The sequence below is a fragment of the Listeria fleischmannii subsp. fleischmannii LU2006-1 genome, assembly GCF_000344175.1.
In the GTDB taxonomy this organism is placed as follows: Bacteria; Bacillota; Bacilli; order Lactobacillales; family Listeriaceae; genus Listeria; species Listeria fleischmannii.
On sequence record NZ_ALWW01000044.1, the window covers coordinates 1 to 24606 of the forward strand.

Below are 24606 nucleotides of genomic sequence, written 5' to 3' on the forward strand. Positions count from 1 at the left end.
CAACGTGGAAAAGGGAGGAACCAACGTGGTTAGAGGTAGAAAAAAGGGATGATTTTGGGGATTTTCATTTAAAAGGGGGAAAATGAAAATGTTTTGTTGTTAGCTTATGAGTATATATTAACCCGCCACCCCTAAAATTCACTGTGAATAAAATGAAAGTTTGCTAAGAGTTTCATTTCATTATTCTTTTTTTGCATTAAAAAACCAACGTGGAAAAAGGGAGGAAACCACGTTGGTCAAAAAGGGAGTTTTGGGATTTTCATTAAAAGGGGAAAATGAAAATGTTTTGTTGTTAGCTTATGAATATATATTAACCCGCCACCCCTAAAATTTACTGTGAACAAAATGAAAGTTTGCTAAGAGTTTCATTTCATTATTCTTTTTTTTTGCATTAAAAAACCAACGTGGAAAAGGGAGGAACCACGTTGGTCAAAAAGGGAGTTTTGGGATTTTCATTAAAAGGGGAAAATGAAAATGTTTGTTGTTAGCTTATGGTTATATATTAACCCGCTACCCCTAAAATTTACTGTGAACAAAATGAAAGTTTGCTAAGAGTTTCATTTTGTTTTTTTCATAAATCGTAAAGATGTCTCTCTTTTAACTTTTCTTCGTAAATCTGAAAATTCTCTTCATCATAGCATATAAAATAAATTTCTTTTAATGATGTATCTGGCTCTGCTTTTATCCATTCAGAGACTGTATCAATCGAAACTTCTGCTGCTAGCTCTTTTGGAAATTGATAAATCCCTGTAGAAATGTTAGGGAAAGCTATACTACTAAGTTCTTTATAAGCAGCTAATTCAAGTGATTTCCAGTAACAAGACGCTAACAAATTGGGTTCGCGTTTATCTCCGCCATGCCAAATTGGGCCAACTGTATGAATCACATAGCGCGCATCTAATTGAAACCCTTTTGTGATGACCGCTTCACCTGTCGCACAACTCCCAATTTTATCTATAATTTCTTTACAAGCTGAAAGTAATTCCGGTCCTGCCGCCTGATGAATCGCACCATCTACACCGCCACCGCCTAGGAGTGTGTTATTTGCAGCATTCACAAGGGCATCTACTTTTAATTTAGTAATATCACCTTGTTGTAAATGTATTTTCATAAAAAAGCACCTCCTCCCCTATTTTAAAACATAGGGAGAGAAAGTGCATCTCTTAAAGTCGATTAATATCATTAATAATCCAAGGCTTAGGTCGAACCTTTAGAATTCCCTCATCAACTAAACGTCCGAGCGTTAGTGCAACAAATTCACGCGTTGCTGTTGAAAACTTCGCGATAATTGGCTGGGTGATTTCAGGCGGGAGCGTAATTTGGCCAAATTCATCTTCTCGGCCAAGTTCACGACCAATTTGCGCAATACTTGAACGAATTCTCGCTTCTTTTGACAAGGTGCTTTTCGCCAAGTGATCTAAGGTCATTTGTAAAAACTTGGAAAGTTGCTTAGAATGAAACTCGCTTTCGATACCCGCTTGCCTGATTACTTTTTGCAAAAAGCTAAAATTAATTTCCCAACACGCACCGCTTGTAAGCGATTTCGCCTTTACTTTAATAGAATCATCAATTTCTTTAAATGAATCTGGTGAAAAAAAAGTGTTTTCGCTTAAGAATTTTAAAATTAGTTCTTGTTGATTTTCTTCTTGGAAGCTTAAATTCATCATCATTGTGCCTGCTACTAAAAAATAGATTTTGCCTTCTGAATTTAACTCTGTAAAAATATTTTGATTTTTTTTAAATAGGACCATTTTCGCATAACGATTAAAATCCTTTTCTTGTTTACAAAGGGTTAGAATTATATCTTCTGAAACGATCTCATTTTGCCTCTCTCTATTGTAAATCATAAAAAAACTCCTCTTTGTAATTTCTTTTAATAAAATCATAATCTAAATTTACATTATTTGTTAAATACTTTCTTACAGAATTCAGCCTCTATTTTTGAACTTTCACAAAAAAGTCACAAAAACATTCACAGTTTTGCTAAATTATAACTTTTTGAGAGAAGTACGAGTAATCCCCTTCATAACTGGATACTTTTCTATCATGTAAATAAAGCGTGCGCGTGCAAATTTCATTTATAAAATAGCGATCATGTGAAATAACAAGTACGGTTCCTTTAAATTGGCGAATTGCTTCTTCCAAAACTTCACAAGATGCAATATCTAAATGATTCGTTGGTTCGTCTAAAATGAGCATATTCACTTCTTGATTCATAAAAGTGGCCAGCCGTAGACGCATACGCTCACCTCCACTTAAATTCTTAATTTTTTGGAAAACCATATCTTTATAAAACATAAAACTCGCTAACTGATTTCTCGCTTCCGCTTCTGGAACATGAACATACTGTCTGAAATAACTCAGCACCGTCTCATTTTCATTAATGGCCTCCATTTGTTGTGAAAGGTACGCCATTTTAATATTACTTCCTAATTTCACTTCACCAGAATTTGGCTGAACGTGTCCTAAAATCATGCGAATTAAAGTTGTTTTTCCAACCCCATTGTCCCCAATCAAAGCAATTCTCTCGCCCAAACGAATGTGTAAGTCAAGATTTTCAAATAGCGTTTTTTTCGAAAAACCTCCTGAAACACTGTCCAATATGACGACATCCTCACCGCCACGTTTTGCTTCCTCAAATGTAAGTTTCATTTCTTTTTGACTTAAAACAGGTCGTTTCATTATTTCCATTTTCGCCAAGGCTTTCTCCATACTTTTTGCTCGCCTGAAGAAAGCATCATTAGGCGGGTTGGCCTGCATTCCCCATTCTCTAAGCCTTTTGATTGCTTGTTTCATTTTCTTAATTTTCTTCTGCTGATCTTTATAAGTTTGAAATTCTTTTAAAAGCCGCTCTTCACGTTCTTTTAAATAACCCGAAAAATTGGTGTGATAGGTGATGAGTTCTTGATTTTCTAGCTCTATCATTTTATCTACTACTTCATCTAAAAAATAACGGTCATGAGATACAATAAGAACCGCCCCCTTATATTGTTTCAAAAATTGGGTTAACCAGTTGACCGCCTGAATGTCTAGATGGTTGGTGGGTTCGTCTAAAAGGATTAAATCATGATTTTGTAATAGTAATTTTCCAAGCGCTACCTTTGTTTGTTCACCGCCGCTTAAATCCTCGTATATTTTCCCTTGTAAGGATTTAATGCCTAATCCGTTTACGACCTTTGAAATAGCAGACTCTATTTCATAACCGCCTTGTTCAGCAAAAGCTGTCTGCAACTCACCATACTGACCTAAAATTTTAGTTGAAACGTTTGATTCCATTTCTTTTTCTAGTTGCTTCATTCTCGCTTCAATTTTAAATAAATGAGTAAAGCTACTTTTTAAAACAGCGTCTACAGTAAGCGTATGGTATGCATCCTGAAACTGCTCTAACAGGCCAATACGCAAACCCTTTTTCGTAGTCACTTCGCCACTATCTACTTTTTCCTTTTGCGCCATAATTTTAAGTATGGTGCTTTTACCTTCCCCATTACGTCCAATCAGGCCAACACGTTCACTTTCCATAATTTGCATCGAAACTTGATCAAGAATTTTATTTCCAACATAGCTTTTACTTACTTGATTGAAATCTATTATTTTCATTTTTTCCTACTCCATTCCAAGCGGAAGAGATAGGCATGTTTCACATGAAACATTTTTTTATACGCAAAAAAAGACGCCGACAAGCGCCTGGCATCATTTTATTTATACTCAATGAGATCCATGCTTCTCTTCCATTTTAATTTATTCAGTTACTGAAATTAGGGCAGACTTATCCCCTGCAACTGAAAAAATGGAAAAAAGCGCACGAACAATATATAAATATTCATTTAGACATCTTTGCGCTTTTGAAAGAAACATTCATCTCACCTCACTTTTCATTTTATTACTTAGAGGATAGCTTGATTTTGACTTTTTGTCAATGAAACACCTTGTTTCACGCTTGAAATTTTTACCAATCGAGTGAAACAATGACCCAAAAGGCTAAAAACTATTTACGGCAACCGGAAAACCGCTTACATTTAATTTAAGAAAGACACAGTGACTATTCGGAGGTGCCAATATGGAACATAAAAATTTAAAACCATTCCCAGAAGATTTTCTTTGGGGATCAGCTTCTGCCGCTTATCAGGTGGAAGGCGCGTGGGACAAAGATGGCAAGGCCCCATCAGTATGGGACAACTTTGTGAGAATTCCCGGTAAAACATATAAAGGAACAAATGGTGATGTAGCGGTAGATCATTATCATCGCTATCAAGAAGATGTGAAATTAATGGCCGAGCAAGGCTTACGAGCTTACCGTTTTTCAGTTGCGTGGAGTCGCGTTATTCCACACGGAAATGGTGCGGTAAATGAAGCGGGCTTACAATTTTATGATCGTTTAATTGATGAATTGATTTCATACGGTATTGAGCCTGTAGTAACGCTTTATCACTGGGATATTCCTCAGGGTATTCAAGATGAGTACGGTGGTTTTCTATCCCGACGTATTATTCAAGATTTTACTGATTACGCGGAAGTCCTCTTCAAACGCTTTGGCGACCGTGTAAAATATTGGGTGACTCTAAATGAACAAAATGTTTTTATCACGCATGGATACCAATTAGAATATCATCCGCCTGGCATTTCGGATACTAAACAGATGTATGAAGCGAATCATATCGCTAATTTAGCGAATGCCTCTGCAATTGCCAAGTATCGCGAGTTAGGATTAGATGGCAAAATTGGCCCAAGTTTTGCTTACGGACCAAGTTATTCCATTGATGCCAATCCAAAAAATGTTCTTGCCGCACTTGATAGCGAAGAACTAAACGCCTATTTCTGGATGGATGTTTATACGTTTGGAGAGTACCCGATAGCCGCTTGGAACTGGCTAGTCGAAAATGATCTTGCCCCTACTGTTTTACCAGGCGATACGGAGCTATTAAAACGCGGTCGTCCAGACTTTATGGGGGTTAACTACTACCGCACTATGACCAATGCTTTTAACCCAAGAGACGGGGTTGGCGCTGGAAAGATGAATACAACTGGTAAAAAAGGAACCACCGAAGAGAGTGGAATTCCGGGCATTTCTAAACATGTCAACAACCCTTATTTGGAAAAAACAAACTGGGACTGGGACATCGATCCTACCGGTCTTAGAATTGGGCTTAGACGCATTACGAGCCGGTACCGTCTTCCTATCATGATTACAGAAAACGGCCTCGGCGAATATGATACATTAACAGATACAAAAGAAGTGCATGATGAATACCGCATCGATTATATTCGCAGTCACTTATATGCGATTCAAGAAGCCATTACAGATGGTGTTGAAATGATTGGTTACTGCACGTGGAGCTTCACGGATTTATTAAGCTGGCTAAATGGTTACCAAAAACGTTATGGCTTTGTTTACGTGGACCGGGATGAAACAGATGAGAAAGAACTTGCTCGTTATAAAAAAGATAGTTATTTCTGGTATAAGAAAACCATTTCAGAAAACGGTAAAAATATTGAACAAGAAATCAAAAAATAATATGGAACCTCGCCCCGCATCTTGCGGGGCATGAAAAGGAGAGTTTATATGAAAAAGATATTATTAGTTTGTGCAGCAGGAATGTCTACGAGCTTGCTTGTTGAAAAAAATGAAAGCGCACGCAAAGGATATTGGTGAAGAGATCGATATAGAAGCCCTTTCCATTTCTGAGGCGAGTGACAAGATAGCTCATGTAGACATTGTCATGCTTGGTCCGCAAGTACGCTATCAAGAAAAACAAATCAAAGAAATGGCTGATGGTAGAATTCCTGTAACCGTTATCGATATGATGGATTATGGTAAAATGGACGGTGCTGCTGTTTTAACGAAAGCGCTTGCTACAATTCATTAAAGTTTGAATAAAGAAATTTAAAATTGGGAGGTTTTTTTAATGAGTTTAATGACCAAATTTGAACATGGCATGGAACGGTTTTTAGTTCCTGTTGCTAACAAACTGAATTCACAACGTCATATTGCAGCTATCCGAGACGCTTTTATCCTAGTTTTCCCTCTTATCATGGCCGGTTCAATCATTATTTTACTTAACTTTGCCGTTTTATCTCCAGATGGATTTATTGCTAAAATTTTATTCTTAGGTAAGATTTTCCCTAACTTAGCAGAAGCGCAGGCTATCTTTGCCCCGATTCTCCAAGGCTCAACAAATATTATGGCCATTTTAATCGTCTTTTTAGTAGCTCGAAATTTAGCCTTATTCTTTAAACAAGACGAACTTTTATGTGGTCTTACTGCCATTGGTGCCTTTTTTATCATCTATACGCCTTATACAATTGTAGAAGAACAAACTTATTTAACAACAAAATTTTTAGGTGCACAAGGTCTATTTGTCGCTTTAATTGTAGGTCTTATTACGGGTGAAGTTTTTAGTCGCTTGGCTCGAAATGAACGCTTAGCCATTAAAATGCCACCACAAGTTCCACCAGCTGTTTCGCGTTCTTTTAGAGTATTAGTCCCTGTTATTATCGTCATGGTCCTCTTCTCTGTGTTAAACTATTTAATTTCTTTAATCGCACCAGCAGGACTTCATGATTTAGTTTATAAAGTCATTCAATCCCCTCTTAAAGATATGGGAACGAATGTGTATTCCGTCTTAATTCTTGGTTTTATTTCAAACTTACTTTGGGTACTTGGTATTCACGGCCCTAACACCGTTGCGGCGATTCGTGACACCATCTTCACTGAACCAAATTTAGCGAACTTATCCTACGTTTCTGAACATGGTTCTGCTTGGGGCGCGCCTTATCCAGCAACTTGGGCCGGCTTAAATGATGCTTTCTCTAACTACGGCGGTTCTGGTATGACACTTGGCCTTTTAATCGCCATCTTTATTGCCTCACGCCGAGCAGATCATCGCGATATTGCTAAACTATCTATCGCACCAGGGCTCTTCAATATTAATGAACCTGTTATATTCGGTTTGCCTATTGTATTAAACCCAATTATGTTCATTCCATTTATTGTCGTTCCTGCTGTTACAACGCTTGTCGGATATTTCTTTGTCGCAACTAAAATCATTCCGCCAATTGCCTATCAAGTACCGTGGACTACTCCAGGGCCTCTTATTCCTTTCTTAGGTACAGGCGGTAACTGGTTAGCACTCCTTGTTGGTCTTCTCTGTTTAGCCGTCTCGACGCTCATTTACTTGCCATTTGTTATTATTTCAAATAAAGTGGCCGCATCAGACGCAGCAATGGATGCAAATGCTACGGAATCTGCTGAAAAAACAAAGCCTGAAGTGGCAAAATAAAAAAATGACAGCTAAAATCGAGCAAACTTGGTTTTAGCTGTTTTTTAAAAGGAGCAAACCTAAATGATACTTGCATTCGATATTGGCGGAACTGCCCTTAAAATGGGCGTTGTTTCTGAAGATGGGAATTTAATTGATACGGATACTGTGGCTATTTCGAAGAGCGACGGCAGGCAAATTTTACAGAAAATCGAAAGCTTTCATACTAAGTGGATAGACGCAAAAGGAATTGCCATTAGTGCGCCTGGCTACGTCAATCCTGAAACGGGCCTTATTACAATGGGCGGTGCGATTCGCGAGTTCGACAACTTTAATATAAAAACGCATTTAGAAAACAAAACGGGAAAGCCTGTTTCAGTTGAAAATGACGCGAATTGTGTCGCGCTTGCAGAAAAATGGCTCGGAAAAGCACAACATTTAGATCATTTTCTTTGTTTAACGATTGGTACGGGAATTGGCGGTGGCATTTTCGCAAACGGAGAGCTCATAAGAGGCGGCAAATTCCGTGCAGGTGAATTTGGTTATATGTTCGCTTATCGACCGTCTAGCGGCCGCGTACCCGCTGCTACATTAAACGAAACGACGACCATGCTAACCTTACGCAAAAATTACGCGCGCACCTTAAACATCCCCCTTTCAGACATAACAGGAGAACTTATTTTTGAAAAATATGACGCCGGAGATCCACTCTCTACAAGGCTTGTCCACGAATTTTTTAACGGTATTTGTATGGGTCTTTATAATTTAATTTACTTATTCGATCCCACTCATATTTTTATAGGTGGTGGAATTACCAGCCGCCCTAGCTTTTTAGAGGAATTACGTGGCCAAATGGAATGGTTTGGTTTACGAGATACGATAATCGACACGGCTTCTTATAAAAATAGTGCGGGTTTGCTTGGGGCAACTTATCACTATTTATGCCAAAACGAAAAATGAGGCTCCTGCGCAGGAGCCTCATTTTAAAAGTATTAATTATGTTCAGCTAAGAAAACATCATGACGATTTAATTCATTGTAGTACTGATCATAAGCAACAATTGTAACGGTTTGATTAATATTAGTAACGGTGTTTGCACCAACATAGTAGGTAAATTCATGTGTATTCACATCAAAATTCCCGCCTGGTTTAAGTTCTCTACCATCTACATATACTTTAGCATAACTTACATCACCTTCAAAAATCCCCGTAATATAAGCTTCTCCTAAAATGTATTCATCAGGGTAAATGTCACCATTGAAATCTGGAGCTACAACATTAACTTTTTTAGAATCTAATTGATTGTTGTTCTTGTCATATGCTGTGATGGTAACATCTGCATCTGTATTTCTAATCAGACTATCTACATAATAAGTGAATTCATTTCCGTTTGTAAGGAAATCTCCACCTGGGCTTAGTTCCACCCCGTTCACAGTTACTTTCGCATAGCTCACATCACCTGTGAATGTTCCTGTAATGTATTTTCCACTTCCAAGGACATAAGTATCCGGAGTAATAGTTCCAGAAGATTTATAAACAGATACTTTAACTGGTTCTGTAGCTAATTTATTACCATTTACATCATAAGCAATAAGGTAAACATTATCGCCTTCTTTAATTCGACCATTTTGTACATAGTAGTTGAATTTTCCTCCAACTGCTGAACCGCCATCACTTACTTTGAAATCATTTACATATAATTCAAAGTGATGCACATCACCTGTGTAAGTTCCTGTAATTTCTTTAGATTCTCCAATAACATACTCATCTGGGGAAAAAGTTCCAGAAATAATTTTAACAGGTTTATTTTCATCTAGCACTCGACCGTTTTTATCAAAAGCTGTAATGGTTACAACATCATTAGGGCCGATTAAATCCGCGTCCACATTGTAATTGAAAGTCCCATTTGCAGTTGTTCCGCCTGTGTATAATTTTGCTCCATTTACTGTTACTTGGAATTGTGTCACATCACCTGAATAAGTCCCTGTGATAGCGCTGTTTCCAACAACATAAACAGCTGATTTGATTTCACCCACTTGTTTTTTCAACAACTTTAACAGTGATAGTTTTTGTTGTAATATTATTATCGGAATCCTGTACGGAGTAAGTAACATGATAAGTTCCCGTTTTACTCGTATCTACATTATTCGCTGTAATTTTAATTTTATTTGTTAAATCTCCATCTTCTTTATCTGTTGCCGTCACATTAGCCATTGGATCGAATTTATCTCCGACATTTAACTCAATATCAGAAGCATTAATAACTGGCATGCTACCCGTTTTATCAGAGATATTTGCTGTTCTTTCCGCATGACTAATTCCTTCTCTATTCTTCGCTACTAGTGTAACACTCTTCACAGCACCTCTAGCAACAAAATTCACTGTTCCGTTAATGTCATACGCTTGTCCACCATTAAAAATAACTTCTTCTTGTGTTGTGCCATCTTCTAAATTATAAACAGCTGTCATAGTATGTCTTGCATCCGCTACAGTAGCCGACCAAGTATAGCTAATCACATAGTTACCAGCACTATTTTTAGTTTGTGTTGGCGTAAAATTATGAATAGTATCTGTATCGTAAGGTTCAATAGAAATGTCTTCTTTACTCACTGATTCTGCATTTGCCACTTGAGGTGCGAATGCAAGAAATTGTCCACCAACTAAAATGATAGCTGCTGTCGATACTTAAGCTTTTTTTTAAGTAATTTTTTTTGTTTTGTTTTCCACGGTCTAACACTCCTTCTAAATCATTATTTGTCTGTAATGAAAATAATCGGGTTGTTTAATACTTTTCCATTTTTATCATAAGCAATAAGCGACATCGGTGTTGTAACACTTTTCACTAGATTTTTATCAATCCAGTACGTGAAGTAGCCATTTACGAAATTTCCGCCTCTACTTACGTAAGAACCATTGACGTATAATTCAGCGTAGCTTACGTCACCTGTATATGTCCCTGTAATTTCTGAACTTCCCATGTGGTATTCATTTGGAATAATCGCACCGTAACCTTTTGCACAAATCGGAACGGATTTTCTATCTAGCAGTTTCCCATTTTTATCATAAGCAGCTAAGTAAACTTGTGTTGTCGAACTTGTGATCAAATTGCTGTTAACAGCATATGAGAAATAACCATTATTGAAATTTCCGCCTGTATCTACTTTTACACCATTAATGTAAAGATCAGCATACGCTACATCGCCCGTGTAAGTCCCTGTAATATAGGATTCTCCGAGGGTATAAATATTTGGTGTAATTGTTCCGCTTGTTTCTTTTCCTTGAACTGTTACCGTGATAGTCTTTTGTACGGTATTTCCATCTGAATCTGTCACTTCATAAGTCACATAATACGTACCTGGTACATTTGTATTTACATTATTTTTAACAACCGCTACCATATGAGTCAGATTACCATCTTCTGCATCCCATGCACTTACGCCAGCATAAGGATTAAACCATTCCCCTTGTTGAATCGTTTTATCATTGGCATAAATAACTGGTTCACTGTTACTTACAACTAGCTCCGTTCTTTTAGTGCAAACGACATTTTTGCTTGTACGAATTTGTATCGTAACTGACTTCATTGGTTTATTTGTATTATAAACGTCTGTGCCTGAAATAGTAGTTGTCGCTGTTCTACCTAAAGTTTCAATATTTCGTTCAGCTGTTGTACCATCAGAAAAATTATACACAGCCCATACTGTATCCGTCGTATACTTCTTCACTTTCCACGTATACAAGACAGTATATTTAGTATTCACTTTCGTTTGCTTTGGTGTGAAAGTATCGATAACTCTAGCTGCGGTTCTTGATGACGCATCTAAACCATTATTCTCACTGACAGTTAGATTATTCTCAGCACTCTCTGCATAAGCATTTAAAGGTTTAGATGAGATCACCGGTGCCACTACCATCACCGTTGCTAAAACTAATGTAACTACTTTTTTTAAAGATTTTCTTTTTTTCACTTTAAAACTCCTTTAAATTTTAGTTGATAATCAATCTTCTTTTCTATGCAATAAATTTTAAGAAAGACGCCCCTCAGATTGATTCATCATGAACAAAGCTTTGCATAAAAAACACAGTCGCACGAGAACCCGTTTAACAACCCTCCTTATAATTATTTTGTACACAATTCAGACTTTATAAAGCGTACAATATCAGGCTTTCCATCGACTTGTGCATACTATAACATATTTTTAAAAACGGAAACGAAAAATTCCCTAGAATGTCAGTTTTTTACCCTAAAAGACTCCAGAAAGCGCTTTCTTAATTTATTTTAGGACAAGATAAAAAATATTAAAACTAAATTTTATCTACAGAATTAAAGCCTAAAAACGACAGCTATTTTGCTATCGCTTTTAGGCATGTTCCCGATTATACGTCCGTTTAGCCATCGACTCCAATAAAAACAAAACTGGAATTTGAGTAGTAATATTCGTACGATCAACCATTTCAGGCGTCACAAAATAAGGGATATTAATGTCCGATAGACCCGATAATGTGTTTTTCGTTGTATTTGTAATACTAATAATCTTACTACCATATTCTCGCATGTTTTGTGCTTGCAAAATCACGTGATCCGTCTCTCCCGAAACCGATAAAATAATCATCACAGCATTTTCAAACTGCTCCCCTGGATTGGGATAAAATGGGTCTTTAATGTAAAACGTTCGTTTCTTTAAGTTTGAGAAATAACGAGAACCATATTCAGCAAGAATGCCTGATGTCCCGATTCCAAAAAACACCACTAGACTAGCTTGGTGAATCATATTTACAGCTGCATCTAACTGCTGGTCATAGTCCCGATTAAGCGTCCGCTCAAAAAACTCCTCCAAAACCTCAACAGTATCAGCTGTTTTCTTACGCGTGCTAGTCTTCACTTCCTGTTTGAGTTGGACTTTGAATTCTGAAAAGCCATCAAATCCAAGCTTTCTTGTAAAGCGGACGATAGAAGCAGGTGATACATGTGTAGCCTCCGAAAGCTCCCTCACTCGCATGAAGATGACTTTATCTCTATTTTCCATAATAAAACGGTATAAATGTTGTTCCGTCTCTGTGAATTGCTTAATCACCTCGTATGAAAACATCTTATCTCTCCAATCTAGCGCTATTATTTCCCGGGAAATAATGAACGAAAAGCAGGTTGTTAACCTGCTTCTGCTTTTTTATAAGGATGGAATGTTTTTCTTTCTTTTAATGTACCATCTTAGGGCTAAAATAGCTGCCCCAGCGATGACCATTACAGTAGGATCTAGTGCTACATTAATAGCTGGTGGTACCATAATTTGCACCATAGTCATAACGAACATCCAGATGGCTATCACTAAAACGGCCATTAAAATATAACGTAGTGTCCCGCCTTTTCTACCAGCACGCATTTCTGTTGCGTAACGTCGTAAAATAATCATGGCAAATCCACCAATAATCCCTGTAATGAGAAGAACTGCTAAGCCTAAAGTTTGCCCTTGGAAATAGGCACTCAATCCAGAAATAAGCATCATTGCACCTAAAACGAGTAATCCACCGTCTAAACCGAGCCACCACTTACTTGTATTCGGTTCATTAGCAATTTTTGTAGCTTTAACCGTTAATGACGTGACATATTCTGTTGGCGTTAAATCAAATAATTTACGGGCTGTCACACCTTGCTTTTGTTCCGCCAATATTTTTTCCACCATCTCACTAATAATGGTTTCTTGTTGCGATTCTGGATAGTCTGTTTGGCGCAAATGTTTTTCCACTTCTTGCACATACTGCAAATTCTTTTTTGTGAGTTTTTCTTTTTGTTCACTTAAAGAAATGTTATTTATTTCTATAGTCACGAAATTAAATCCTCCTATTTTTCAGCAAATATCGCTGTTCTTCAAATTATTCATATGAGACAACTTTCAAGCCATCCAGATATGTCGCTTTTCGTACCCTTTTATTATACCTAAACTTTTTCTAAAACGCGATAGCATTTAACTTGATTTTGCCATTTGAAAATAGGCTTCATAACGACGAACTAGCCATGCTGCAAGTAAAAAGGCCACAATAAGTACAACAAGTGCGATTGTGATATAAAGGCTTAGTGAAATCCCTGATTCTATATTTCCATCCACTGCATTCGCTATAAATAAACCTGAACTTAATGCAAAAAAGAAATAAACTACCCATTTAATCGAGTTAAACGCAAATAATTGTCCATTTCGCTCTAGTTTTTGGTTTTGAAAGAGGAATAGGATGAAGACCACTAAACAAATTGCTAAGAAAAAGAAAAACCAGAGGGCGCCGACTGATTTTAACTGCATTTCAAAAGGAGAAAATATTTTCAAATAATCTTCACGTAAGATAAGTTTCGACATATCCAGATTTTCCGCATGGCGATGTAAAATCATATAGATTTTATCCACGCTTGAAACAAGTAACACTGGAAATAACAGCGCACCTACCCCAATTAATAGGCTTGCAACAGGCGAAGCAATACATAAGCCAATCGCAACCGCCACTAAAAAGATTAAAATAAAACTTAAATAGGCACCTAAAATATCATGAAATAGTTTTGTTTTTTCCCAGTTTAAATATTGACTCGGAATTTTCATCTGAAAATAAAGTATTCCTATCCCAAGCGCACTGGTTAAGCCTGCTATGATTGCAGCAATTCCTAAAGTCAGTTTAACGGTTATAACATGCCACCTCTTATAAGGCAACATCGCCGTAAATCGATTTTTCCGAGTAAAACGCTCAAATGCTACGATAAATAGACCTAGTGCAAAAACGGCGATTTTGATAATATCGAAAAATATTGAATTTGTAAATGATATGTAGTAAGGACTTATATCGCGGTATTTTGCGTTTACTAATTCAGGAAAAAGTGGATTTAAGTAAACAATGGTTAAATTGGTTTTGATTTCCTCATCTGATAGTTGCAAATCCGGATCACTTTCTTGTTCCTTTTTAAAAGATTCAGAATGATAGTAGTCGCGTGTATCGGCCCATGTATTCGCATCAGTCATCATCCCGCCAAAAATGCCAATTAAAAACATAAAGACAAGGAGCAGTAAAATCCACCTCGAACTTTGCCATTCCTTATACCATAATCCTTTTGAAAACAAATTCAGAACCTCCTTACAATTCTAAGTATGAAATTTTTTCTTCTGCCAAATAAAAAGTGAAAATGTCCTCTATTGTCATCGTCATTTCTTCTAGTAGAATGACTTGTTCACGTTTAATTCGTTTTAAAAACTCTTCTTTTTCTTCTGAAACATAGATGGTATAGATTTGTCCGTTTCGGTAAAGCAATTTTGCCTCATTTTTCACAAAATCCGGGACACCTTTTGTTTTAAAGGCTACTTGAATTTTCATCGTACGCTGCCTAAATTCTTCTAAGTATAAATCAAGTTCAAGCGAAGCACCTTTTAAAATAAAAACACGATCAGCAATTTCATCTAATTCATCAAGGCGATGTGAGGCAATCAAAACGCTCGTCTTTTTTTCTTTTGCCTGTTCTAAAATAAAGTCTAGTATTTCTCGTTTAATAATCACATCTAATCCGTCCATCGGCTCATCTAAAAGTAAGTATTGAACGTTTAAAGAGAAAGCTAAAATCATAAAAAATAAAGCTTTTCGTCCCTTAGAAAATGAAATGATTTTCGTATCCATTTTGATATCAAAACGATTCATTAAATTTTGAAAATAGATTTCATCAAAATCCGTATAAATCGAACGATATAGTTTCACAATTGTTTTCACATTATGAGAATTAAAATAATTCATACTATCTTCTAAAAAGAAAATTTTGCGTTTTAGCGACGGATTTTTCATGACATCCTCGCCATCAATGGTAATTTTACCTTCATCTGGAATAAAAATCCCCATCATCGTACTAAATAGGGTCGTTTTCCCAACACCATTTCGCCCGATTAGCGCTGTAATTTCACCGGGTTTTAACTCAAAAGAAATATTTTGTAGGACAATTTTTTCGTCAATAACTTTTTTGATGTTCTCTACGCGCATAAGTTCCCATTCCTTCCACAATTTTCCTCACTTTTTCATTATACATGAAAACAAGAGAAATACTAACTATTTTCACAAACCAAATGTTATACTATTCACGCGCTTTGTTGTAATATGAGTATGATAAATAAATGCGCCTGAGGTGAAAGCATGATTAAATTAGATTCACAATTTATTGCCCAAATTAAAAGTAATCCTCACATGATTCAGCAACTTTTTTCAGGGCACTTCGGTTTGGAAAAAGAGAATTTACGCGTTACGCCTAGTGGAAATCTAGCGCTCACGCCCCATCCTCCCATTTTCGGACCAAAAGAAGAAAATCCTTATATTAAAACGGACTTTTCGGAAAGCCAAGTGGAAATGATAACACCCGTTTGTGATTCTGTTGACGATGTTTATAACGCCATTACCAATCTGCACCATATTGTTTCACTAGCACTCCCAAAAGATGAGTATTTATGGCCAAATAGTAACCCTGGACTTATTCCTGATGAAGAAAACATTCCGATTGCAGTCTACCGTAATAAAGAGGATTCGAGCCGTCTTTACAGAGAGCATCTTGCGACCGAATACGGAAAGAAAATTCAACTTTTATCAGGAATTCACTATAACTTTTCTTTTTCAGATGAATTTTTAAAGGCTCTTTTTCAAACTTCCCGGACAGAAAACGAAACTTTTCAGGACTTTAAAAATCGTATCTATTTAAAAGTCGCCAAATATTTCATGAAAAATCGCTGGCTTCTTATTTACCTCACCGGTGCCGGCCCCGCCTATATGGAGGGCTTCACTACCGTTTCCGGCGCCGAAAATGCGGCCGAAAATGCACGTATTTTAAAAGACGGCATTTCCCTTAGAAACAGTTCTGCTGGTTATAAAAATAAAGATGCCCTACATGTTGACTACGACACGTTTGACGGCTATATACACTCCATCGCAAAACATATTGAAAACGGGCAAATTAATAGCATGCGTGAGTTCTATAACCCGATTCGTTTAAAAAACAGCCACACGGATCAATCGCTTGAAAGTTTAGCCCAAAAAGGTGTGGAGTATCTTGAAATCCGCTCCATCGATCTAAATCCACTTGAAGAAAATGGTATCGCAAAGGAAACCTTGCATTTTATTCACCTATTTTTACTTACAGGTTTGCTTTCCGAAAATAATGAGCTTTGTCCAAATAACCAACAAATTTCTGATAAAAATGAAGAACTGGTAGCTCTTTCTGGCCTGGCCCATCCTAATATCACCGAATGTGATCATTCAGAAGTAGCCTTTTCAGAAGCTGGTTTAAAAGAAATCGCTAAAATGGAAGCTTTCCTTACTGAATTAGCACCCAAAAATGACTATTTAGCTAATGTCGTGGCGCTACAAAAAGCGCGTGTAGTAGACGCTTCCAAAACCATCGCAGCTCGTGTAACTCAAGAAATTAAAGAACATGGCTATTTAACTTTCCATTTAAATACGGCTAAAACTTCATTTGAAACCGCCGATGCTTTTGCCTACCGTTTTATCGGCGCAGAAGATATGGAGCTTTCTACTCAAATCGTGTGGAAATCTGCATGGAAAAAAGGTGTAAAAGTAGACGTTTTAGACCGAGCAGAAAATTTTTTGCGCCTAACACTCGGAAATAAAAGCGAACTAGTGAAGCAAGCAACTAAAACTTCTAAAGATAATTATGTATCCGTTCTTGCAATGGAAAATAAAGTTGTAACCAAACAAATTTTAGCAGAACATCAAATTCGTGTTCCGCACGGAGAAAACCATACTCAATTTGAAGAAGCTATCATGAGCTACCCTACTTTTTCGGGTAAACAAATTGTGATTAAACCAAAATCAACAAACTACGGTATTGGGATTAGTATTTTTAAAGACTTTTTTACAAAAGAGGCTTTTGAAGAAGCTATCAAAATCGCATTTAGCCATGATTCTTCCATCATGATTGAAGAGTTTATTCCTGGCGACGAATATCGCTTTCTTGTTATGGGTGACGATGTTGTCGCTGTTTTAAAACGAATTCCAGCAAATGTGGTCGGAGATGGTATTCATACGGTTCGCGAACTTGTGGAACAGAAAAATGATGATCCTCTTCGGGGAACCCATCATTTGAAACCACTAGAAAAAATCCAGCAAGGCCCAGAAGAAACGCTTATGCTTTCCCAGCAAAATCTTTCTTTTGAGGATGTCCCTCCATCTGGTAAGACTGTTTATCTCAGGGAAAATTCAAATATCAGTACGGGTGGGGACAGTATTAATGTCACGGACCAAATGGATGATTATTACAAGGATTTAGCTGTTAAAGCTTCTAAAGCTATTCAGGCTGAAATTTGTGGCGTTGATATTATCATTCCTCCAAATCCTAAAGATTATGATTCTGCGGCCATCATTGAGTTGAATTTCAACCCCGCAACTCATATGCATGCCTTTCCTTATAAAGGAGAGCGCGTTTTAACTGGTGATAAAATTATTGATTATTTATTTAAATAAAAACAGCCTCTAACCTAGGGTTAGAGGCTGTTTGTTTCACGTGAAACATTTTAGACATTGAAGCGGAAGTGGACAACATCGCCATCTTGCATTAAATATTCCTTACCTTCAAGGCGTACTTTACCAGCTTCCTTTGCCGCTTGTTCTGATCCGTATTCAACAAGAGCGTCATACGCCACGACTTCAGCGCGAATAAATCCTCGTTCAAAATCAGTATGGATAATTCCTGCACATTGCGGTGCTTTCATCCCTTTACGGAATGTCCAAGCACGAACTTCCTGAACGCCAGCCGTGAAATAAGTAGCCAAGCCTAATAGGGAATAAGCAGAGCGAATTAATTTATCAAGTCCAGATTCTTCAATTCCTAGCGCTTCTAAAAATTCACGTTTATCTTCATCCTCAAGTTCAGCTATCTCTTCTTCGGCACGTGCACACACGGCAATGACTTCTGACCCTTCACTAGCAGCAAACTCCTGCACTTTTTGAACATATGGGTTACTCGCGGGATCAGAAACATCCTCTTCACTTACATTCGCCACATAAAGAACAGGTTTTTTAGTTAAAAGGAAAAGATTCTTTACGATTTTTTCTTCTTCTTCATTAAACTCAACTGCACGTGCTGGTTTATCATTTTCAAAAGCTTCCTTTAGCTTTGAAAGCACGTTAAATTCAGCTACCGCATCTTTATCTTTTTGTTTTGATAATTTCTCAACGCGTCCAATACGCTTATCTACGGTTTCTAAATCGGCTAAAATAAGTTCTAAATTGATTGTAGAAATATCGTCTAATGGATCAACTCGGCCTTCCACATGCGTAATATTTTCGTCTTCAAAGCAACGCGTCACATGGCAAATTGCATCCACTTGGCGAATATGTGATAAAAATTTATTTCCAAGACCCTCGCCCTTGCTCGCACCTTTTACAATACCTGCAATATCTGTAAATTCAAAAGTTGTGGGCACTGTCTTTTTAGGATCTACTAGTTCTGTTAATTTATTTAAACGTTCATCAGGAACTTCCACAATCCCTACATTTGGGTCAATCGTTGCGAAAGGATAATTGGCTGCCTCCGCCCCAGCTTTCGTAATTGCGTTAAAAAGAGTGGATTTTCCTACGTTAGGAAGTCCAACGATTCCAGCTGTTAATGCCATTTTAAAATTGCTCCTTTTTAAATTATTAAAGTACGAAACAAGTCGTCCCGTTTCTATTCACTAAGAACCATTATAAAGGTTTTCTAGTTAAAAAACCACCCTACAAAAAAACAAGCTAGTTCACACTAGCCTGCTTTTAAGGTTTATTTTAAATCAGTAATATGTTTTTCTAAATCAACCCCAGTGCCTGCCGCTACTCGAGTTGCAAACTCTTTTTCCACTTGGTAGAAATTGCGTAAATTTCGAATCTTGATGTCTTCCCTCACTGTCTCCCAATCATCCACAATATTTTTCACAAGCGCATCACGTTCTTCATCTGTATATCTATGCCAAACTTCTCTTGCATGTCCAAAATTATTTTTCTTCTCCGCCTCAAGACGCCCAGCAATATCCCCACGAATTTCTTGCGTAGCTTCTACATATGCCGGATTTTCTTTTGGCTCGTTGTCATAACTATTCGGTTCATAGTTAATGTGACTTGTTTGTTGCTTAAACGGCATCGCACCGTCACGTTGATTATTTTGAACAGGCGCTTTCGGACTGTTAATTGGAAGCTGTAAATAGTTCGGTCCAACACGGTGACGCTGCGTATCCGAATACGAGAATAACCGCCCTTGCAAGAGCCTATCCTCAGAAGGCAACATCCCTCTTACAAGCACCCCTGGGTTAAACCCAACCGATTCCGTTTCCGCGAAAATATTCTCAGGGTTACGATTTAATGTCATCGTGCCGACTAATTCATATGGAAAAACATCTTCAAACCAGTCTTTTGTGGCATCTAAAGGATTAAAATCAAATTTATCAAGGTCAGCCGGATCTAACACTTGTACATATAAATCCCACTCCGGATAATTACCTGCCTCAATAGCTTCGTATAAATCGCGTGAGGCATGATTAAATTCTTTAGCTTGAATTTGAGACGCTTGTTCCGTTGAAAGGTTTACAATCCCCGCTTTTGGTTGCCAGCGTAATTTTACATAAACCGTTTTCCCTTCTTCATTTATCCATTTAAACGCATGCACACTTGAACCCCTAATTTCCCGGTAAGAAGCTGGTGTTCCTTCGTTACTAAATAAATATGTAAGCATCGTTACTGCTTCCGGTGTTAAGCTCATAAAATCCCAGTACCGATTAGGGTCTTGAATGTTTGTTCGTGGGTCTGGCTTAAGAGAATGAATAACATCAGGAAACTTAATCGCATCACGAATGAAGAAAACAGGTAAATTATTTCCTACAAAATCATAATTTCCTTCTTCTGTATAAAACTTAATAGAGAAGCCGCGTGGATCACGTAAAGTTTCCGGAGAGTGCATACCGTGAATAACGGTTGAAAAACGAGCAAAAACTTCTGTTTCTTGTCCAACTTCTTGTAAAAAATGCGCCATAGTGTACTTTTTCATGCTATTTTTCACGACAAACTTCCCGTGCGCCCCCGCGCCTCTGGCATGAACAACACGTTCCGGAACGCGTTCTCTATCAAAATGCGCTAACTTTTCAATTAAAACATAGTCTTCTAATAATGTGGGTCCTTTTAATCCGGCAGTCATCGAGTTTTGGTTGTCACCAACTGGAACTCCTTGGTTCGTTGTTAAGTTTTTCTTTTTTGTCATCTTAAGCCCTCCATTTTAAATTAAAATTATTATTAAATGATACTAATTATAGTTTAAATGACTTATTCTAAATATTCAACTATTTCAACTTAAAAAAAGAATCTAGCAATTACTCGCCAGATTCTTCTGCTTTTTCAATAATTCTTTTTACTTTTCTCTCAAACTCTCTACGTGGAATCATTACACTATGTCCACAACCTTGACATTTTATCCGAATATCCATACCCATTCGAATGATTTGAAACCTGTTCGCCCCACAAGGGTGAGGCTTTTTCATTTCGACAATATCCTTCAGTTCGAAGTTTAGTTTTTCCATGTATACTCACCCTATTCAAGGAATAATTAATCTAAGTCAATATCCAATATATCTAAAATTCGATTTAAATCTTCATCTGATAAAAACTCAATTTCAATCTTTCCTTTTTTATCTTTGCGCTTAATATTAACTGCTGTACCAAACTTACTTCTTAATTGGTCTTCGCTCTCTCGAATATAAGCTGGTACTTTTTTGGGTTTAATTGTTTCACGTGAAACAAATTCGTTTGTATCTGTTACTATTTTTTCTAACTGTCGTACAGTTAAGCCTTCATTAACAGTTTTTTTAGCAAGCGGTAAAATATTTTTCTTCACCTTAAGCCCCAGTAATGCACGACTGTGACCTACAGATAACGAACCATCTCGTAACATATCTTGTACTTCATCTGGAAGCGTCAATAAACGAATAAAGTTCGCGATATAAGGACGACTTTTCCCAATTCGTTCTGCTAATTTTGCCTGCGTAAGCTTTAAATTTTTCATTAAAAAGGCATACGACTCTGCTTCTTCAAGCGGCGATAAATCTTCACGTTGCAGGTTTTCAATAACAGAGAGCTCCATCATTTCAACATCACTAAGCTGTCTTATAACGGCTGGTATATCCTTTAAGTTAGCTGCTTTCGAGGCACGGTAACGCCGCTCCCCTACAACAAGTTGATATTTATCGTCAATTTGTCGTAAAATAACTGGCTGTAGCACCCCGTGAATTTTAATCGAATCGCGGAGTTCATTTATTGCCATTTTATCAAACTTTTTACGTGGTTGAAATGGGTTAGCTTCAATTTTATCAATTGCAACCAGCACAACAGCTTCTTCATTCGTGTCTACTGTGTTAAAAAGTGCATTTATACCTTTTCCTAAACCTTTAGCCATGCGAAATCACTTCCTTCGCTAATTCTAAATATACTTCTGCACCTTTGGATTTTGCATCATACAAAAGAATAGGTTTCCCGTGGCTTGGTGCTTCACTTAATCGAATATTTCTTGGAATAATGGTTTGGAACACCTTATTTTGGAAATACTTTTTCACTTCCTCAATAACCTGAACACCTAAATTAGTACGTGCATCCAGCATTGTTAAAAGAACACCTTCAATTTGAAGATCCGCATTTAAATGCTTCTGTACAATTCGAATTGTATTTAACAATTGACTTAAACCTTCTAGTGCATAGTATTCACATTGCACTGGTATAAGAACCGAATCCGAGGCAGTAAGTGCATTTAAAGTTAAAAGTCCTAGTGAAGGCGGACAATCAATTACAATATAATCATACTCTTCTTTTACCGTATCTATAGCTTTTTTTAAACGGATTTCTCGAGAAATAGCTGGTACAAGCTCCACTTCAGCACCTGCGAGTTGAATAGTTGCTGGAATAACATCTAAATTATCTAAATCTGTTTTTTGTCTTACTTCTTGGAGAGGCACATCGTCCACAAGTACATTATAAATACATTGCGTAATCTCTCCTTTATTAATTCCAACCCCACTTGAAGCATTTCCTTGCGGGTCAATATCTACAAGCAATACTTTTTTACCTAAAAAGGCAAGGCTGGAACTCAAATTCACTGAAGATGTAGTCTTTCCTACACCACCTTTTTGATTCGCTAATGCAATAACTTTGGTCACTTTTTTCTCACCAACCCTTATTTACTTCCTGAAATGTATGTTCTTCTTTTCTATTCTACCAAAACTTTTGGATTTAGTCTTACATTTCGTTAAAAAAAGTGTTTTAAAATGTTTCACGTGAAACATTCTAAACATTTGCAAACAAAAAAAGGCGCCTTAGACGCCTTTTAGATGCTTATTTAGCTGTAATTTCATCAAAATTAAAATTTGCTTTAACTTCAAGCGCCTGACAAGCTTTTTGATACATTCGTAAAGTTAAATCAGGATCACCAGCTTCAATACGTTCAATAATTGTAGGAGATAAGTCTGATTTTAAAGCTAAATCTAATTGAGACCATTTTTTAGCAATACGCTTTGAAAATACAAATTGCCCAATTCCTGCAGAAAAACTATCAAGGTAATGAACAATCCCTTCATTCTTGTACGCTAATTCTTTTAATGTTTCAAAGTCATATTCTTCTACTCCGATACTTAGTTCAGCTTTCACACGACTTAAGAAAATACGTTTTGCTTCCTCACGATAAGATCCCATTTTATCAGCAAAAGGATTCTTATCTTTAAAATAACCTTTTGCAAAACAGTAATAGGTTTCAGTGCCTGAAAATGCAGTAAAGTAAATTAGGCGACAATTTTTATCTTTGAAATGGATTTTCATTTCTTGGATGGGCTGATCTATAGATGTTTCAATTCGTGTACTTTGCAATGAGTAAGCTTGACTCTTCCCTATTGTTAAATGAATGTCAGGTAAAATTTGCTTTCCCGTACTCATTTTTCTCGTTTCAGCTTTTTCTAATTGTAGCAATCCTTGAAATAGCAATGTAGCCATTAAGGGTTCTTTTACAATTAAGTTATGTACAAAATCATATGCTTGAAATTCACCTTGCTCATCTTTTACAAAAATAATTTTAGCCATAATGTACGCGGTATTCCCCGCTCCCTCCTCCATCTTTATTTAACAGGCCTGAAAAAACCTGAGTTTAAAAGTTTTATTCTTTTTCCTATACCCTAAAAAAGTAAAAACAATCCCATCCAAAGATTGTTTTTAGTTGTGCTCAGCATCATATTTCTTGGCTTTTTTGTACCAATTTATAATTTGTCGTGTGAGAAGAATAACGTAGACAAATGCAATAATATACATCAAATATCCTAGCCCCATATTTAAAAAGGCACGCGCTGAACTTACTTCTGCCGCAGCTCGGCTTGTCATCATAGGATACATAAAAAAGATAACCATGCGCTGCGGTTGCAGACTCAAAATAGCCGTAGTAATAGAGGATACAAACGATGGTAAAATCATCGCTGCACAACTAATTCCAATAATATGCCAAATAATTTTTGCAATTTTCATTCTAGACCCCTTCCTATGATTTATTTTTCGGAATCTGGATGGTAATCTCAAAAAATTCCTCGGATTCCTGCTCATCTATATTTAAATCTAAACCACTCTTTTGCACCATTTTCACAGATTCTTTAATGGTATTAAGCGCAATACGGACATCTCGACTAACGGCCCGCACTTGCGGTTTCTTAGGCTTAGGTGTTTCTTCTTTTTTGGTTAAAATCTCTTGAATAAGTTCATCGGTTTGTTTCACATTAAAATTTTGTTTGATAATTTCATTTAAAACCAGCATTTGTTGCGCCTCTGTTTCAAGAGCTAATAGCGCTCGCGCATGCCTTTCAGAAATATCTTTTGCTAAAACCGCGTCCTGCACCTCTTTAGGAAGCTTTAAAAGACGCAATTTATTTGCAATAGCAGATTGACTTTTACCAACTTGTTTAGCTAAATCGCCTTGCGTGACATTTTGCATATCAAGAAGAGCATTGTAGGCCTTCGCCTCTTCAATCGGTGTTAACTGCTCTCTTTGCAAGTTTTCAATTAACGCAATCGATGCCGTATCATCATCATTAAAGTCTTGGATAATCGCTGGAATAGTTTCCAGATTTAAATGACGTGCCGCACGATATCGTCTTTCACCAGCGATAATTTCATAGCCACCTTCACGCATTTCGCGCACGACAATGGGTTGGATTATGCCATGAACTTGAATCGTTTCAGCAAGCTCTTGAATCTTATCTTCATTAAAAACAGTTCGCGGCTGAAATTGATTCGGTAAAATAGCAATCAAGTGACAACAATTCTTCCACTGCGCTTTTGCAAACTTGTT

At 37.0% G+C, this 24606-nt stretch carries 22 protein-coding genes and 1 pseudogene; 5 read left to right on the forward strand and 18 right to left on the reverse strand.

Annotated features, from left to right (window positions below):
• Positions 1-571: 571 nt before the first annotated feature.
• From LFLEISCH_RS11685 to abc-f, 3 genes are all read right to left on the reverse strand, one after another.
• Positions 572-1111 (reverse strand): O-acetyl-ADP-ribose deacetylase, encoded by a 540-nt coding sequence (locus LFLEISCH_RS11685; RefSeq protein ID WP_007476759.1) that lies wholly within the window; start codon positions 1109-1111, stop codon positions 572-574.
• Positions 1112-1163: 52 nt separating this feature from the next.
• Positions 1164-1847, reverse strand: a complete 684-nt coding sequence (locus LFLEISCH_RS11690; protein WP_007476761.1) for a Crp/Fnr family transcriptional regulator — start codon at positions 1845-1847, stop codon at positions 1164-1166.
• Positions 1848-1983: 136 nt separating this feature from the next.
• On the reverse strand, positions 1984-3597 hold the full coding sequence (gene abc-f / locus LFLEISCH_RS11695) for a ribosomal protection-like ABC-F family protein (protein ID WP_007476763.1): 1614 nt from the start codon (positions 3595-3597) through the stop codon (positions 1984-1986).
• A 460-nt stretch (positions 3598-4057) separates the two neighbouring features.
• Between abc-f and LFLEISCH_RS11700 the strand changes: the two genes are divergently transcribed.
• The 4 genes and pseudogenes from LFLEISCH_RS11700 (at position 4058) to LFLEISCH_RS11715 (ending at position 8216) form a co-directional block, all read left to right on the forward strand.
• The gene (locus tag LFLEISCH_RS11700) at positions 4058-5512 is read left to right on the forward strand and encodes a glycoside hydrolase family 1 protein (RefSeq protein ID WP_007476765.1); all 1455 of its coding nucleotides are present in this window, start codon (positions 4058-4060) and stop codon (positions 5510-5512) included.
• Positions 5513-5560: 48 nt separating this feature from the next.
• Positions 5561-5864, forward strand: a pseudogene (locus LFLEISCH_RS11705) (PTS sugar transporter subunit IIB).
• A gap of 39 nt (positions 5865-5903) precedes the next feature.
• Positions 5904-7277, forward strand: a complete 1374-nt coding sequence (locus LFLEISCH_RS11710) for a PTS sugar transporter subunit IIC (RefSeq protein ID WP_007476770.1) — start codon at positions 5904-5906, stop codon at positions 7275-7277.
• A gap of 63 nt (positions 7278-7340) precedes the next feature.
• Complete coding sequence (locus tag LFLEISCH_RS11715; protein WP_007476772.1) at positions 7341-8216, forward strand: ROK family protein; 876 nt, start codon at positions 7341-7343, stop codon at positions 8214-8216.
• A 32-nt stretch (positions 8217-8248) separates the two neighbouring features.
• Here the strand turns inward: LFLEISCH_RS11715 and LFLEISCH_RS11720 are convergent, their stop codons facing one another.
• The 7 genes from LFLEISCH_RS11720 to LFLEISCH_RS11745 all read right to left on the reverse strand — a co-directional run bounded on the left by LFLEISCH_RS11720 (position 8249) and on the right by LFLEISCH_RS11745 (position 15254).
• The gene (locus tag LFLEISCH_RS11720; protein ID WP_051057315.1) at positions 8249-9304 is read right to left on the reverse strand and encodes an immunoglobulin-like domain-containing protein; all 1056 of its coding nucleotides are present in this window, start codon (positions 9302-9304) and stop codon (positions 8249-8251) included.
• Positions 9285-9884 carry an immunoglobulin-like domain-containing protein gene (locus LFLEISCH_RS16405; RefSeq protein WP_051057316.1) on the reverse strand — a complete coding sequence of 200 codons (600 nt, stop codon included), beginning with the start codon at positions 9882-9884 and terminating at the stop codon, positions 9285-9287. The genes LFLEISCH_RS11720 and LFLEISCH_RS16405 overlap by 20 nt, the downstream gene beginning before the upstream one ends.
• Positions 9885-10006: 122 nt before the next feature.
• Complete coding sequence (locus LFLEISCH_RS11725) at positions 10007-11224, reverse strand: immunoglobulin-like domain-containing protein (RefSeq protein ID WP_007476779.1); 1218 nt, start codon at positions 11222-11224, stop codon at positions 10007-10009.
• A gap of 393 nt (positions 11225-11617) precedes the next feature.
• Positions 11618-12346, reverse strand: a complete 729-nt coding sequence (locus tag LFLEISCH_RS11730; RefSeq protein ID WP_007476781.1) for a MurR/RpiR family transcriptional regulator — start codon at positions 12344-12346, stop codon at positions 11618-11620.
• Positions 12347-12424: 78 nt separating this feature from the next.
• The gene (locus LFLEISCH_RS11735; protein ID WP_007476783.1) at positions 12425-13081 is read right to left on the reverse strand and encodes a DUF1129 domain-containing protein; all 657 of its coding nucleotides are present in this window, start codon (positions 13079-13081) and stop codon (positions 12425-12427) included.
• Between the two features lie 138 nt (positions 13082-13219).
• On the reverse strand, positions 13220-14353 hold the full coding sequence (locus tag LFLEISCH_RS11740; RefSeq protein ID WP_007476785.1) for a hypothetical protein: 1134 nt from the start codon (positions 14351-14353) through the stop codon (positions 13220-13222).
• Positions 14354-14366: 13 nt separating this feature from the next.
• Positions 14367-15254 carry an ATP-binding cassette domain-containing protein gene (locus LFLEISCH_RS11745; protein WP_007476787.1) on the reverse strand — a complete coding sequence of 296 codons (888 nt, stop codon included), beginning with the start codon at positions 15252-15254 and terminating at the stop codon, positions 14367-14369.
• Positions 15255-15404: 150 nt separating this feature from the next.
• On the opposite strand from LFLEISCH_RS11745, the gene gshAB reads away from it, so the two are divergent.
• Complete coding sequence (gene gshAB, locus LFLEISCH_RS11750; protein ID WP_007476789.1) at positions 15405-17738, forward strand: bifunctional glutamate--cysteine ligase GshA/glutathione synthetase GshB; 2334 nt, start codon at positions 15405-15407, stop codon at positions 17736-17738.
• 50 nt (positions 17739-17788) lie between these two features.
• Here the strand turns inward: gshAB and ychF are convergent, their stop codons facing one another.
• The 8 genes from ychF to noc all read right to left on the reverse strand — a co-directional run bounded on the left by ychF (position 17789) and on the right by noc (position 24567).
• Positions 17789-18889, reverse strand: coding sequence for a redox-regulated ATPase YchF (gene ychF, locus LFLEISCH_RS11755; RefSeq protein ID WP_007476790.1), 1101 nt, complete (start codon positions 18887-18889; stop codon positions 17789-17791).
• A 143-nt stretch (positions 18890-19032) separates the two neighbouring features.
• Positions 19033-20499, reverse strand: coding sequence for a catalase (locus LFLEISCH_RS11760; RefSeq protein ID WP_007476792.1), 1467 nt, complete (start codon positions 20497-20499; stop codon positions 19033-19035).
• Between the two features lie 109 nt (positions 20500-20608).
• Positions 20609-20815, reverse strand: coding sequence for a DUF951 domain-containing protein (locus LFLEISCH_RS11765; RefSeq protein ID WP_007476794.1), 207 nt, complete (start codon positions 20813-20815; stop codon positions 20609-20611).
• Between the two features lie 26 nt (positions 20816-20841).
• Positions 20842-21687, reverse strand: a complete 846-nt coding sequence (locus LFLEISCH_RS11770) for a ParB/RepB/Spo0J family partition protein (protein WP_007476795.1) — start codon at positions 21685-21687, stop codon at positions 20842-20844.
• Positions 21680-22441, reverse strand: a complete 762-nt coding sequence (locus LFLEISCH_RS11775) for a ParA family protein (RefSeq protein WP_007476797.1) — start codon at positions 22439-22441, stop codon at positions 21680-21682. The genes LFLEISCH_RS11770 and LFLEISCH_RS11775 overlap by 8 nt, the downstream gene beginning before the upstream one ends.
• 175 nt (positions 22442-22616) lie before the next feature.
• Positions 22617-23354 carry a helix-turn-helix domain-containing protein gene (locus tag LFLEISCH_RS11780; RefSeq protein WP_007476798.1) on the reverse strand — a complete coding sequence of 246 codons (738 nt, stop codon included), beginning with the start codon at positions 23352-23354 and terminating at the stop codon, positions 22617-22619.
• Positions 23355-23483: 129 nt separating this feature from the next.
• On the reverse strand, positions 23484-23789 hold the full coding sequence (locus LFLEISCH_RS11785) for a hypothetical protein (RefSeq protein WP_007476800.1): 306 nt from the start codon (positions 23787-23789) through the stop codon (positions 23484-23486).
• A 13-nt stretch (positions 23790-23802) separates the two neighbouring features.
• On the reverse strand, positions 23803-24567 hold the full coding sequence (noc, locus tag LFLEISCH_RS11790) for a nucleoid occlusion protein (protein ID WP_077907985.1): 765 nt from the start codon (positions 24565-24567) through the stop codon (positions 23803-23805).
• Positions 24568-24606: the final 39 nt, after the last annotated feature.

Excerpts from the sequence above, each read along its gene's own strand:
- LFLEISCH_RS11745 (WP_007476787.1), bottom strand. The coding sequence starts at position 15,254 with ATGCGCGTAGAGAACATCAAAAAAGTTATTGACGAAAAAATTGTCCTA.
- LFLEISCH_RS11780 (WP_007476798.1), bottom strand. The coding sequence starts at position 23,354 with ATGGCTAAAATTATTTTTGTAAAAGATGAGCAAGGTGAATTTCAAGCA.
- ychF (WP_007476790.1), bottom strand. The coding sequence starts at position 18,889 with ATGGCATTAACAGCTGGAATCGTTGGACTTCCTAACGTAGGAAAATCC.
- LFLEISCH_RS11765 (WP_007476794.1), bottom strand. The coding sequence starts at position 20,815 with ATGGAAAAACTAAACTTCGAACTGAAGGATATTGTCGAAATGAAAAAG.
- LFLEISCH_RS11770 (WP_007476795.1), bottom strand. The coding sequence starts at position 21,687 with ATGGCTAAAGGTTTAGGAAAAGGTATAAATGCACTTTTTAACACAGTA.
- LFLEISCH_RS11715 (WP_007476772.1), top strand. The coding sequence starts at position 7,341 with ATGATACTTGCATTCGATATTGGCGGAACTGCCCTTAAAATGGGCGTT.
- LFLEISCH_RS11690 (WP_007476761.1), bottom strand. The coding sequence starts at position 1,847 with ATGATTTACAATAGAGAGAGGCAAAATGAGATCGTTTCAGAAGATATA.
- LFLEISCH_RS11730 (WP_007476781.1), bottom strand. The coding sequence starts at position 12,346 with ATGTTTTCATACGAGGTGATTAAGCAATTCACAGAGACGGAACAACAT.
- LFLEISCH_RS11700 (WP_007476765.1), top strand. The coding sequence starts at position 4,058 with ATGGAACATAAAAATTTAAAACCATTCCCAGAAGATTTTCTTTGGGGA.
- abc-f (WP_007476763.1), bottom strand. The coding sequence starts at position 3,597 with ATGAAAATAATAGATTTCAATCAAGTAAGTAAAAGCTATGTTGGAAAT.
- LFLEISCH_RS11785 (WP_007476800.1), bottom strand. The coding sequence starts at position 23,789 with ATGAAAATTGCAAAAATTATTTGGCATATTATTGGAATTAGTTGTGCA.
- LFLEISCH_RS11710 (WP_007476770.1), top strand. The coding sequence starts at position 5,904 with ATGAGTTTAATGACCAAATTTGAACATGGCATGGAACGGTTTTTAGTT.
- LFLEISCH_RS11685 (WP_007476759.1), bottom strand. The coding sequence starts at position 1,111 with ATGAAAATACATTTACAACAAGGTGATATTACTAAATTAAAAGTAGAT.
- gshAB (WP_007476789.1), top strand. The coding sequence starts at position 15,405 with ATGATTAAATTAGATTCACAATTTATTGCCCAAATTAAAAGTAATCCT.
- LFLEISCH_RS11760 (WP_007476792.1), bottom strand. The coding sequence starts at position 20,499 with ATGACAAAAAAGAAAAACTTAACAACGAACCAAGGAGTTCCAGTTGGT.